Raw genomic sequence first — 12,714 nt, 5'->3', positions numbered from 1 at the left:
CAGTCAAGATTAATAAGCGAAGCCTAAACGCTTGTAAATGAAGTGCATCAACCAGGCGGGACCAATGAGGAGAAATTGAAGGTCCTTAAAGAAAGAGGGTTTTTTCCCTTCGATTTTATGCCCATAAAACTGTACCAGCCAGGCAAGCAGAAACAAGACAACGCAAAAGATCCAAAAAGGGAAGGGGAGGAGCAGGGATAGCAGACTGGCCATTGCCAGGCAAAGGGCAACAAACAGCAGCATTCCCAGTGCCAGCGGAGGCGAAAGCATCAGGTAATACACCAGCACCAGCAACAATACCGGAGTGGCCCAATTGGCAAAATGGCTGAGTAGGTATTCCATTTCCTGCATGGGTCCCGGGGGTATGCTATACAACAAGCCTACCGCGCTAAAAAAAATCGCAGGCACGCAAAGCCAATGGATGGTTTTGTTGGTAGGATGCCGGTGGCTGATGTCGTATTCCTGAAGCAGGCCGTCTATCTTTCTCATGAGTCCGGAAGTTAGCGCCAAATTAACTCATAGTAAGTTAAGAAAAATATTTGAAATACATGGAGGAGGGGGTAAAATCAGAATTTTATATTGAATTTGCGTCTATAGATTAAAATAACAAAGAGTTTCGGTGGTACCGGCTGGAAATTCATATTTTTTTTTAACTTTAAGGTTTATCTTTTCATCCACCGATCGCAATGGGTACACTAGCAAAACGTCCGACTATTTGGGAAGCATTGTTTCCACTATTTTTTCTAATTGTCCTTTTGGTGATCAACATCAGTGTTTTTGGCACGGACGGACTGCTGGGCTCCAATCAGTTGGTATTGGTCATTTCTTCCGGAGTTGCGGGACTGGTGGCGGTCTTCCGGCTGGGCATCAACTGGGGCACGATACAGGACGGCATGATCAAGAGTATTTCCTCCGCCATGTCTTCCATTTTGATTTTGCTGCTGATCGGTTCGCTCGCTGGTACCTGGATGCTGAGTGGGATTGTCCCTGCCATGATTTATTACGGCCTTCAGGTTTTGAATCCGACCATCTTTTTGCTGGCGGCCTGTGTGGTATGCGGCGTGGTGTCGATTGCCACGGGAAGTAGTTGGACCACAGTGGCAACGGTAGGGGTTGCCCTCTTAGGAATCGGCAAAGCCCTTGGATTTGGCGAAGGGATTATCGGCGGAGCCATTATTTCGGGTGCCTATTTTGGCGACAAAATGTCCCCCCTGTCAGATACCACCAACCTGGCTCCAGCCATGGCCGGTACGGACTTGTTTACCCATATTCGGCACATGGTGAAGACCACCGTGCCCTCGATTTCCATCACCCTGTTGATTTTTGGGATTATCGGTGTGTGGGGGCAGCCGGAAGGAACCGTGGGGCAGGTAAAGGCCATTTCCTCCGTGATTTCGGACACCTTCGTGGTCAACGGCTGGTTGTTTATCGTGCCCGTTTTGGTTTTGGTTCTCATCATTAAAAAAGTACCGGCCATTCCCACCTTGCTGGCAGGCGCGCTTTTGGGGGGGATATTTGCGGTAATTTTTCAGGGAGAAGTGATTCGAAGCCTTTCCACCGAAATGGAAGGAGGTGCCCTCCTGCGTTCCTTCCGGGTGGTCATGCAGGCACTATTTGGTGATACGGCGATCGTGACCTCCAATGCCGTTGTAAACGACTTGCTGGTCACCGGCGGCATGGCAGGCATGTTGTACACAGTTTGGCTGATTCTTTGTGCCATGGTTTTTGGCGGTATCATGGAGGTAAGTGGCATGCTCAAAGTCATTGCGGAGGCGGTAATCGGAAAAGTGAATTCGGTAGGCTCGCTCATTGCTGCCACCGCTGGCACCGGTTTCTTTTTCAACATCACGACCTCCGACCAGTACTTGGCCATCCTTGTTCCTGGAAGAATGTATGCCGATATTTACCGAAAAAAAGGGCTGAAGGGGGAAAACCTGAGCCGTACGCTGGAAGACAGTGCCACCGTGACTTCCGTGTTGATTCCCTGGAACACCTGTGGGGCCACGCAGGCCTCGGTATTGGGCGTGGCAACGCTGACCTATGCCCCTTATTGTTTCTTTAATATCATCAGCCCTTTTATGACGATTTTGTTTGGGTATTTTAACTGGGGCATCTATTATTACTCGAAGGAAGAAATGAAACAGATCAAGGAAGAGGAGGTGCTGGCATGATACCCTTAAAGATCACCAAAGAGGAAGTGAATGGATTGGATATTGGGGCTTTTCCTGGCGAGATATTGCTGGTGCGGGACCAGGCCGATCTGCGCCGAATGGAGCGGGATTTGTCCAGCCAGCAGTTCATTGGTTTCGATACCGAAACCAGACCGGCTTTTCGGCGAGGCGTTTCCTACGACGTGTCGCTGCTGCAGTTGTCTACCCGGGATACGGCCTACCTGATTCGGCTAAACGAGCTGGGCTTCCCCATTCAGGCCAAATCCGTGCTGGAAGACCCTCATACGGTCAAGGTAGGAGCGGCGGTTAGGGACGATATCAAAGCACTCAAAAAACTGTCTCCCGGCTTTAATCCGGATGCTTTCTTTGATCTCAACGAAGAATTGCGCCGCGTGGGCTTTCTTAACGTAGGGGTGCGCAATCTGAGTGCCATGGTGCTTGGAATCCGCATCTCCAAGTCCGAGCAGGTGTCCAACTGGGAAGCACCTGCACTAACCGAAAAGCAACTGCTGTATGCAGCTACGGATGCCTGGGCTTGTCTGGAAATATTCCTCAAATTGTACAAACAGGGCTACCTGGACGACATCTTTTCTATGTAAGAATAGTCAGGGAAGAAATCGATTGCATTAGTTCCCTGACTTCGGCGGATTTTGACTCCCGGCATTCGAGTGATAGTCGACAGTCCGTGTCAAAATGCTGCTCGGCGATTTTCAGGTTGTGACGCTGGATAAGGTGCATGACCTCATCCATGGATGGGTACGCAAAGTGAATGTCGATGCGGGTGTGTAAGGTTTGTTCGATCACCTCACCCGCGTCAAGCGCGGATGCGGCGGCCGTTTTGTAGGCTTTTACCAGTCCGCCTACCCCTAGTTTTACCCCGCCAAAGTACCGCACCACAACCACCAGCGCGTCGGTCAGTTCCCGGGAGCGAAGTTGTCCCAATAGGGGGTCTCCCGCGCTGTGATGCGGCTCTCCGTCGTCATTGGCCCGGTATATGTCCCGGTCTTTTCCCAGAATATACGCATAGCAATGATGCCGGGCATCGTGGTAGGATTTCCGAAGCTGGTCCAGGATTTGTTGCACCTCCGATTCGTCGGTTACCGGGTAGGCAAAGGATAGAAATTTACTTCCTTTTTCTTTATAACTGCCCGTTGACGTGGCTTTTAGGGTTAGGTAGCTGTCTTCCATGGATACGAATGCTGCCGGTTGGTTTAGAATCGCTAATTTAGCCAAATATTACGAATCGTTCGTCCGACATTCAAAAGCAGTCTTTCCTATAGTGGCAAAACACGTCATTGCTCGCAGGTGTAAAAGAGCAGGAAGCAAGTAGCCCAGTGAATGGGTAGCAATGTCGGAAGGAGCCAATAAAGTCTGCTTTCCCAAATGGATCGGCAAAAAACACCAAACGAACCGCTTGTCTCCGTGATCTGTACCTGCTACAATCAGGCGCCCTACCTGCAGGCAGCGCTGGACAGCGTGTTGCAGCAGGTGTACCCGGCGATTGAACTCCACATCGTCGATAACGGGAGTACCGATTTTTCCCGGAAGGCCATCCTGGCATGGCAACAGAAAAACGCCCATAAGCTCCCCATTCGCTGTCATTTTCGGGATCGTCCCATCAATTACTGCCAATCCTTCAACCGCGCCCTGGCTCAAACTCGGGGCGATCTGGTAGTGGATCTGGCGGCCGACGATTTTCTTCATCCCCGGCATCTTGCGGAGGCGGTGAACCGACTCAGTGTAACGAACGCATCGGTGTATTTTTCCAACGTGCGCCATTTGTATACGAATGGGCAAACCCGTGCCTTTTACCCGGTAGATGCTGCCGGTAAAGCGATCGGCCCTATCCCCGAAGGCGATGTGTTTGCCGCCGTGGTAGAAAAATACCAGATCAGCTCCGCCTCACTGGTGCTAAACGCACCGGTGCTCAAAGCAGCCGGCGGTTATGACGAGCGCTTGGTTTACGAAGATTTTGATTTGTTGATCCGGATGGCTCGTGACCATGCCTTTGTTTACGGAGACTTGTTGGGCGTCACCAAACGGATCCTCCCGGATTCCTTTTCGAGCCAGCAGTACCGGGTGGGCGATGCCCGGTTTTTGTCCACCACCCTCCAGGTCTGTGACAAGATTGCCGCGCTGCTTCGTACTGCGGAGGAAGCGCAGGCTTTGAAATTTCGGATTTTGCACGAGACCAAACACGCCCTGGCCTCGGGTAATTTTACCATTGCCGCCCGGTTTTTGGAACGGTACCCGAAAGGCGGTTCTACGGATTGGCGGTATTATAGTTACCGAGCCTGGCTGGCGTGCCGATGGGATCTTTCCGGCCTGTACGACTGGTGGAGGAAGCGAAAGACTTTATAATTGCCCCACAATGACTTCCTGCATGGCCTCTGGAGAAAAATAGGTGGCCCCGATTTCCTGCAAGCGCGCCCCGTCAAAATCCTTGATAAAGGCCAATTGTTCGGTGAATATCGAAAAATCCAACCCTTCAAAATGCACCCGCTGAAAGTGGCTCATCAAGTCAAAGGGATTGCTAAAGCTAGATAACAGGCTGCCGGCCAGGTAGTTTTTTACGATTTCCAGCTCCTCCGGCGGAATCGGTTCGGATATCAGGCGTTGGATCTCCTTGTACACCTCCCGGATCACCTCGTCTCCGTATCCTCCCTTCACGTCTGCGGATACCATCCAGTAGCCATCTCCGTTTACATTTCCCAAAAAGCTATTGATTCCATAGGTGTAGCCCTTTTCCTCTCGTATGTTTCGGATAAGTCGGCTGCCAAAATAGCCACCCAGGACGGTATTGAAAAACGAAAGGGCCTGATAGTCCGGATGTGCCATAGGGATCATCCACTTGCCCATCCGAATGCTGGACTGCACGGCTTTTGGCTTTTCTTCTCTCTGCCGGTTGCCGGAATCGGATTCAAACGCAGGTGGGCCCAGAATCGTCCCGTTTAGGCAGGGCAAGTTGGCAAACTGCTCTTCCAAAAGAAGCAACTCTGCTTCGGAAAGATCACCGGTGACAAATAGTTGGGGGACTGTAAGAAACTCGTTGCGGTAATACGCGATCAGTTCCTCGCGGGAAACCGCATCCACGTCTGCTTCCGAGGGATACTGTCCAAAGGGATGATCTTTACCGAAAAGCCCGGCCCGAATGAGCTGATTGGCCCGCGCAGCCGTCTGCTCTTGCTGAATGCTAAGGCTTAATTTCTTCTGTGATTTTCGTTTCAAAAAATGCTTTTCCGGAAATAGGGCATCGGTAAACAAGGACCGAAATACTGGTAATACGTCTTTTAGGTGCTTTTTGGTGGTTACCAGGCCCAGCCCATGCCGTTCAAATCCCGATAGGATTTCTACTTCCGAGCCGTGAAAATCAAAGAAATCGTCCAATTCCTCCGAGGGCAAAGTCTGGGTTCCCTCCGGCAACATGTGCAGGGTAAAGAAGGAAACCAAGGGGTTATAGGTTTTATTCGTTCGGAAATGAACCGGAAAGATCACTTCCAACTTTACGGCCGCGATGGTGGGCGAGGGGTTGTAATACAGCCGCATGCCTCCTGGTAATAGGCGGCATGCGGGCGGATTCAAGTCAATTTGATCGGGTAGTAGAAAGGGTGGCGCCTGACTGCGGTCTATGCTCATCGGGGTACGTTGAATAACAGCGAAAACCGCAAGGTCTCTGCAAGCGGATGATTCTGAACCTGAGGGACCAGGTAGGAGAAGTCGAAACCGAGTCGGTTGAACTTAAATCCAACGCCCATGGTAAAATACCGGCGACCTCCCTTTTTGGGATTTTCGTAAAAATAGCCCGCACGCACCGCAAATTTATCGTCGTAGGAATACTCGGTCCCAAAGGAGATCATCACCTCCTGCATTTCTTCCCGAAACCCATCCGGCGCATCAAAGGGCGAGCCAAACATGCCGCTTATCAAGGGTCGGGCAGGGTCTTTACCTGCGGCAATAATGGGTTGGTTGGTGGAGGGGTCCAGCACCAATTGTCCGTTTTCGTCCACCTGGTAAAGCGGCGGCGTAGGCACCAGCATTTTGTTCAGATCCAATGCGAAGGTAATGCTATTTAGCCCGTCCAGGGGAATCTGCAAGGCAGACCCAATGCGGAGATTGGTGGGGAGGTAGTCCAGGTCTTCTGCGCTGTTGTAGGTGATCTTTGGCCCGATGTTGGAGAGGTTGATTCCCCAGGAAAGGTTCGCTTCTTTATCCGAAAGGATGATTTCTGAGGTATGGTACAGGCCCACATCCGTACCCACACTTACGCCCGGCCGGCTTTCATTGCCTCCGGCCGAACTCAGGTTTCCGGAAAGATTGGAGTGAATAAAGCGGGCACTGATCCCTAGAGCCAGGTTATCGGAAAGCTTTCTGGAATAGGTACCGCCGATGGCAATGTCCCGGGGGCTAAAGTCTCCCAGGGCATTCCCCCTGGAGTCGGTCAGCTGAATGTCCCCCATGTTGAAATACCGGAGGTCCAGCCCAAAAGCCGATACATCGTCGATGCGCTTGTAGCCGGTCAGGTAGTTTAGCGACATATCCGGTACCAACCGTCCCAGCCAGGGGGAGTAGGACAGGGAGAAGCCCATATCGTCTTCAATAAATGCGAGTTTGCCCGCATTCCAATGGGCCGAATTCGCGTCCGGACTGGTAGCCACACCGGCATCTCCCATGGCGGAATGCCTGCTGTCCGGTGCAAAGTTGAGAAAAGGTACCGCCGTGATAATTACCCGCCGGTCGACATCCTGTCCGGATAGCTGCGGGATCGTGATCTGTGCCTGACTTTCCACGTGAAAGGCGGCGAAAGCCCCAAAAAAAGTTAACGTTTGAAGAATGTTTTTGCTCACTTTCATCGAATAATAATTTTTCCTCCCGTACTTCCCGAAGTGCCGTCTCCTTCAGAAACGAGTTCTATTTGGTAAAGATAAGTTCCTTTTGCCGGATATTTGGTTTTGCTTTGTAAAAATATCCATTGAATGTCTGTTAAAAACCGCTCGGCTTTAGGAAAACGCCGCTGCAACGAAAATATTTCATGGCCTGCAGAAGAATGTAGGCTCAACTTTAAACGTAGATTTTCTCCCGGACGGTTGTGGGAAACCAGGAAGGATACCTGCTCCGATGCGGGATTGGGATAAGCAAGGACCGTTTCCACCTGAAGTTTTCGGCTCCCTTCCACCCGAACGGACCGACTGCCCGTGGAAACATTTCCCTGGATATCGCTGCTACTGACGCGGATCGTGTTTTCTCCTTCCTTTAGGCCCTCCAGCAGAAATTTCACGTAGCCCTGCTGGTAGGTTCCGTCGGTCGCCGTGTAAAAATCAGTTACCGAAACAGGCGGGTTATCGTTGATTGACAGGGTAATTCCCTCCGGGATTCCGGTTTGAATTCCGGAAGGGTCACGCAGGTAAATCCAAATCGGGCTCTGTGTACTGGAAATGCGTTCCCGGTTTTCCAGGCTGTCAAAAACAAACAGTTCCATTTCCGGTCCGGCGGTATCTTCTTCCCATTCGTCGGTACCTGCTTTCAAAGGGATAGTTGCTCCACCGATGGCTTCCCAGGGGCCGCTTTCTTCCCATGCGTAAAGCATGATTTTCCCAATGGCCATTTCCTCCAGCGAGGCATTTCCCAGCAGCAATTCCCCTTCAAACCGACCCTTTTCGACCCGGCCCAGTCCCCGAAACAGGGGTTGCTGGTAGTCGAGAAAGGTGGTGGGGGGACTTTCATCACCCAGGGTTTCTACGGCTTTTGGTTCATTTTCTACGCGAAGCTCGTAGGTTCCATCAAAATTGTTGATTTGAGCGCCTGTAAGCGGATCCTGGATTTCCCCCTGGTAAATCAGCTTTTGATTGCCAAAGAGGGTATCGGTTTCAATGCGGGTCTGGCTCTTAACCAGAGAGAGGGTATGGGCGCGTAAATCGGGCAGGGCCAACCGAAGCGAAGGGTCGCCCAGCAGGGAAAAATTCCGGTTCAGGGCGCCAGCCAGGCTTTCGTTTTTGGTCCGTTTGAAAATTTCACCCAATGTCAGGGTTCCCCCGGCTTCAAAAAGGGCCGCCACAAAGGCCTTGTTTAAGCGGAAATTAACGCTGCTGAATACGGGTCTACCGGTTGCCAGCACGGCAATGGCTCCTTTGTTGTGCGCAAAAAGCAATTCCTCCGCACCGGAACGCAAAAAGGGGCTGTCGTGCCTTCCGAACTCACAAGTAGCGGTCACGAATACGGGGAAACCTTCGCTTTCCGGCCAGTCGTCAATGTCGGGCACAGTAAAAAGCTCCTCCGCCGCCCAGGTCAGTTCGTTGCCGTGCCCCGTATAATTTACCAGAAGAAGCCCCTCCGCCAGTTCTTCCGCCAGTTCCCGTTTCGCCGCGGGTAGCGTAGGTTCGGAAGGACGCTGCTCGAATTGGTCGAGGTATAGTTTTCGGATGTCTACTTCCGGGTAGCGGTTGTACAGAAAGGCTGCATGCTGTTCCGCATCGCGGAGGTGAATGTTCTGATCCCCATCGTCCGCGATAAACAGAAGCTTTCTCGTCCACGATCCGGTACTTTCGGTCTGGTATCGGATGATCTTGTCCACGGCTTCGGCTGCCTCCGTCGGAGTGATGGCAGGAATTCTCCCCACACCGATATCCAGTTCCAGATCGCCGTTCTCGGATTCCTCCCATTCCCCTTTGCCCATGTCTAAAAATCCGTAAAAGTCGTCCGACCCATAGGTGGTCAATGGGTTAAGGCTGGACCGAGAACTGTAAGTCGGCACCAAGTTGGGTCGGCCACCCAGTTTTTTTTTGTAGTCGAAACTGCCTTTCCCGAAAAAAAGTACGTGTTTGAGCGATTTGCCCGCATGCCACTGGTAGGCCAAAAAATTCCGGATACTGCTGATATCGGGATTTCCGTAGCCAAATGCCTCGTAGATGGCCTGGGTTTGTACCACCTCGGTCGGTATTCCCTGGGAGTTTTTAAACCGGGAAAGCCGCTCTGCCTGAGCGGCAAGGGGAGGTGCCGTCACGATGATCAGTTCCGGAAACCCGGAAAGGAGTTGGTCGGGTGGGGCTACGGCTGTTGGGCGGGGGATTTCCGGCACCTCATCCGGATCAAATACGGCTAGTTTCCGCGCATCGATGGCCGCTGCCTGCCCGGATTGTATTTGGTGAAAATCGCTCACATTCCAAAGCTGATAGTTGCCGTTAATCGGCTGTAGGGGCGCTGACGACAAGCGGTAATAGATACCCGGGCCGATGGTTGCCGCCGCATAGGGGAAACCCAGTAGCAGGTGCTTCAAATAGCCGGCTCCGTTCGGGTTGGAGGTAGTGAACGTGAACTGCAGCGAAATGCCCTCGGCATCTTCTGGCAGCGTCGCCTCGGCATCGAAGCGGGCCTCCCTGCCTTTTACGGCATACCGGCTGTTGGGTACCGAGGGAATCGGGAGTTCGCCGATCGGTTCCCCATTGAGACGAAATTGAAACCGGCTGTCTTCGAAGGACTGGGCCATCATACGGGCATGAACGGATACCCTGCCTTGGGGAGGCACATCGGGTAAGGGGAAGGCAATGGTTTGACCACCGTTGGCAAAGGTCCGGAGTCCATACCAGGAGCGGCCCGAGGTCAACAGGTTGTAGGTTTCTTCTTTGAAGGGCTGAAATCGGTACAGCAGTCCATTGGCTGAGGAAGTAGGCGTGGCGGCAGTTTCCTCGGCATCCTGCACCCGGTTTTTTGGGGGTGTTCCGGTTTGGATCAGGTAATACAGGCTATCCGTGTAGGGATGCGGTTCGAGCCGGGCCTTGCCATCTTCCACCAGTATTTGGTCGGGTTGCCCCAGGAAGACATACAGCTGGTCGTCGATTCGTTTTTGGGGTAGTTCCTTTAACCGAAACAGGCTGCTATCTACCTGTTGAGGCAAGGCACCCGGTTCTCCGTAAAAGCTAATTTCCTCCAGGCTGCCCAGTCCCCAGGCGGTAGCTTGTTCCTGGGAAAGACGGTAAACGCCTTCGTCGGTGACTGGAAATACAAAATAATCCTGGGAAAACAAGGGGCCGGCAAAAAGGCATAGAAAGCCTCCAAGCAAGATACCCGTGTATATGGAAACGTTACGTTTTCCCTTCATGTTTTTCCAGTCGGTTGCTGATCATGGACAGGAAGATGTACGAAATCACCGCTATGGGAATGCCTGCCCAGCCCCAGATAGCGATTCCGGCCAGTGAAACCAGCAGCATGAGGTACCGGAATTCGTTTTGTTTCCACCCAAAATGCTTGAACTTCAGTGCCAGCAAGGGTAGTTCTGCTGTCAATAAGTACGAAAAAATCAAGGTCAGGGCCGAAAGAACCCAGGGATTGTTCCAGATTTCCGATAGAAAGGCCACTTTTTGGCCCAGCAGCGGGAGGGTGGAAAAAAACAGCGCATTTGCAGGAGTTGGCAATCCGATAAAACGCTCCGTTTGTCGCTCGTCTACATTGAATTTTGCCAGACGGATGGCAGATTGGATACCTATGAGAAAGCCGATATAGGGAAGGTATGCGGGTACACCCGATGCCTGAATCAGGTAAAACACAATAAAAGAGGGCAATACGCCAAAGGTTACCAGGTCTGCCAGGGAGTCCAGTTGCTGGCCAATATCGCTTTGCACCCCGAGCAGCCGTGCGGCAAAGCCGTCAAAAAAATCAAAAACTGCTGCCGCCAAGATAAAATAGTAGCCGAACACGGGACCTTCTTCCATCACAATGTGGATGCCTATCATCCCGGAAAGTAGGTTCAGACAGGTGAGGAGGTTTGGGATGTGTCGGAGGATACTCAAGAGAAGGCGGATTTACCTACGAATGGATTGGTTTCTTTTTCTTCCCCAATGCGGGTACTGGGCCCGTGCCCGGGGTAGACCACCACGTTGTCCGGCAGAGCGAAGAGTTTTTCGCGGATGGATTGGATCAATGTTTCGTGGTGGCCACCCGGAAGATCGGTGCGTCCGATGCTTCCCCGAAACAGCGCATCGCCGCCGATACAGCTTGCCGATCCTTCGTGGTAAAATACCAGGTGTCCGGGAGAATGGCCCGGCACCCAGATGGAAAGCAATTGGGTATTGCCAAATTTGATCCATTCCCCTTCGCGAATGTAGTGGTCGGCTTTGCTGGGCTGATACTGGGCAAATCCGTAATTGGCCGAATAGCTGCTAACGGCCTGTAGTACCGCTTCTTCTTCCTCGTGGTACCAAAGCGGGATATCGAAGGTACTTTTTACGAAGGCATTTCCCAGCACATGGTCTATGTGGCAGTGGGTATTGATCAATTTTACGGGGTGCAAATCATTTTTTGTAATGAAATCAAGCAGCTCGCCTTTTTCCTGTTTTTCGTAGCAGCCCGGATCGATCACCAAGGCCTCTTTCGTCTCGTCGTAGAGAAGGTACGTGTTTTCAGCGAACGGATTGAATGTAAATGATTTAATTGTCAACATGGCAAAATGATTTGGATTCCAGGTTCAAAATAACAAAGATTGAGTTAATTTAGCGTATGGATGTAGATTTTTTACTCATCGGCCAGGGACTGGCGGGCAGTATTCTGGCATATCGCCTGCACTGCGCCGGGGCGAAGGTCTACCTGGTGGACGACGCCAACCCCAACAGTAGTAGCAAAGTTGCTGCCGGACTCTACAATCCCATAACGGGTAGAAAAATGGTAAAAACATGGTTGGCGGATGCCTTGTTTGCCAATATTGAGCCGTTTTACGAAGAATTGGAGCGTGCATTGAATCAACGGTTTTTGTACCCCACGGGGATTTATCGACCGTTTGTGTCCTACGAGGAGCAAAACGAGTGGATCGCAAAAAGCGCCGATACGCAATACGACCACTACATCGATAAAGTACTTTCCAACCCCACATTCCCCGGTGTCAACGATTCCTACGGTGGGTTGTTACTGAAATCCTCCGGATACGTGGCGATAAAACCACTACTGCAGGCCTTCAAAACCTGGGCACTGGACCGGGAAATCCTGATGCTGCGCCGGTTTTCGGTAGATACACGCAGTCGGGACCACCGGGGGTATTGGAAGTTTGCGCACATCTGTGCCCGAAACCTGGTTTTCTGCAATGGCGTAGCCGCCGGAACCTCCCCTTTTTTTGACTGGGTGCCCTTTACCCCGGTTAAGGGGGAAATCCTGACCGTCAGGCAGGACTTTTGTGCCAGGGAGATTATCAACCGGGGTGTTTTTCGGATTGATATGGGCGAGGGGCTGGGTAAGGTGGGTTCTACGTACAACAACCGGGAGCTGGATTTGAATCCTTCGCTGGCGGGAAAAAAGGAACTTCTGGACAAGTTAAGCCAGCTTATACCGGCAGGGGTGCAGGAAATTACTGACCATCAGGTAGGGATCCGCCCGGCTATTCGGGACAGAAGGCCTGTGTTGGGACAACACCCTTCCGAAAAAAACGTTTACCTGTTCGGTGGGCTGGGGGCAAAGGGCGTTTCGCTGGCGCCTTTTTTCAGTCTGCAGATGCGTGATTTTTTAATTTCAGGCAAGGAACCTCAAAAAGAAGTGAACATAAATCGTTTTTTTAAGTATATTTAAG

The 12,714-nt window shown here is 51.8% G+C and carries 11 protein-coding genes; 4 read left to right on the top strand and 7 right to left on the bottom strand.

The window, feature by feature from the left end:
• Positions 1–9: 9 nt before the first annotated feature.
• Positions 10–489, bottom strand: a complete 480-nt coding sequence (locus BMW71_RS17095) for an Mpo1 family 2-hydroxy fatty acid dioxygenase (protein WP_092176741.1) — start codon at positions 487–489, stop codon at positions 10–12.
• A 197-nt stretch (positions 490–686) separates the two neighbouring features.
• Here BMW71_RS17095 and nhaC point away from each other — a divergent pair, with 197 nt between their 5' ends.
• Entirely contained in the window at positions 687–2,171 is a 1,485-nt protein-coding gene (gene nhaC / locus BMW71_RS17090; protein WP_092176738.1) for a Na+/H+ antiporter NhaC, read from the top strand.
• Positions 2,168–2,770, top strand: a complete 603-nt coding sequence (locus BMW71_RS17085; RefSeq protein WP_092176736.1) for a 3'-5' exonuclease — start codon at positions 2,168–2,170, stop codon at positions 2,768–2,770. Before nhaC ends, BMW71_RS17085 begins: the two co-directional genes overlap by 4 nt.
• Here the strand turns inward: BMW71_RS17085 and BMW71_RS17080 are convergent.
• On the bottom strand, positions 2,763–3,404 hold the full coding sequence (locus tag BMW71_RS17080) for an IMPACT family protein (RefSeq protein WP_317041160.1): 642 nt from the start codon (positions 3,402–3,404) through the stop codon (positions 2,763–2,765). The genes BMW71_RS17085 and BMW71_RS17080 overlap by 8 nt on opposite strands.
• 150 nt (positions 3,405–3,554) lie before the next feature.
• On the opposite strand from BMW71_RS17080, the gene BMW71_RS17075 reads away from it, so the two are divergent.
• Positions 3,555–4,532, top strand: coding sequence for a glycosyltransferase family 2 protein (locus BMW71_RS17075; RefSeq protein ID WP_092176733.1), 978 nt, complete (start codon positions 3,555–3,557; stop codon positions 4,530–4,532).
• Here BMW71_RS17075 and BMW71_RS17070 read toward each other — a convergent pair.
• Genes BMW71_RS17070 through BMW71_RS17050 form a run of 5 tightly spaced genes read right to left on the bottom strand, consistent with a single transcriptional unit; the run spans position 4,527 to position 11,601 of the window.
• On the bottom strand, positions 4,527–5,807 hold the full coding sequence (locus BMW71_RS17070; protein WP_092176731.1) for a M16 family metallopeptidase: 1,281 nt from the start codon (positions 5,805–5,807) through the stop codon (positions 4,527–4,529). The two genes, BMW71_RS17075 and BMW71_RS17070, sit on opposite strands and share 6 nt — an antisense overlap.
• A complete protein-coding gene (porV, locus tag BMW71_RS17065; RefSeq protein ID WP_092176728.1) occupies positions 5,804–7,021 on the bottom strand; it encodes a type IX secretion system outer membrane channel protein PorV in 1,218 nt (405 codons plus the stop codon). Before porV ends, BMW71_RS17070 begins: the two co-directional genes overlap by 4 nt.
• Positions 7,018–10,263 (bottom strand): type IX secretion system sortase PorU, encoded by a 3,246-nt coding sequence (gene porU / locus BMW71_RS17060; protein WP_092176725.1) that lies wholly within the window; start codon positions 10,261–10,263, stop codon positions 7,018–7,020. Before porU ends, porV begins: the two co-directional genes overlap by 4 nt.
• Positions 10,247–10,951 carry a CDP-diacylglycerol--serine O-phosphatidyltransferase gene (pssA, locus tag BMW71_RS17055; protein WP_092176723.1) on the bottom strand — a complete coding sequence of 235 codons (705 nt, stop codon included), beginning with the start codon at positions 10,949–10,951 and terminating at the stop codon, positions 10,247–10,249. Before pssA ends, porU begins: the two co-directional genes overlap by 17 nt.
• Positions 10,948–11,601, bottom strand: coding sequence for an MBL fold metallo-hydrolase (locus BMW71_RS17050; RefSeq protein WP_092176720.1), 654 nt, complete (start codon positions 11,599–11,601; stop codon positions 10,948–10,950). The genes pssA and BMW71_RS17050 overlap by 4 nt, the downstream gene beginning before the upstream one ends.
• A 56-nt stretch (positions 11,602–11,657) precedes the next feature.
• Here BMW71_RS17050 and BMW71_RS17045 point away from each other — a divergent pair, with 56 nt between their 5' ends.
• Positions 11,658–12,713: an NAD(P)/FAD-dependent oxidoreductase gene (locus BMW71_RS17045; RefSeq protein WP_092176718.1), complete on the top strand. Its 1,056-nt coding sequence runs from the start codon at positions 11,658–11,660 to the stop codon at positions 12,711–12,713.
• Position 12,714 lies beyond the last annotated feature (1 nt).

Origin of the sequence: Cyclobacterium xiamenense (genome assembly GCF_900109255.1) — a bacterium.
Taxonomy (GTDB): domain Bacteria; phylum Bacteroidota; class Bacteroidia; order Cytophagales; family Cyclobacteriaceae; genus Cyclobacterium; species Cyclobacterium xiamenense.
This window is presented reverse-complemented; position numbering and strand designations above follow the sequence as displayed.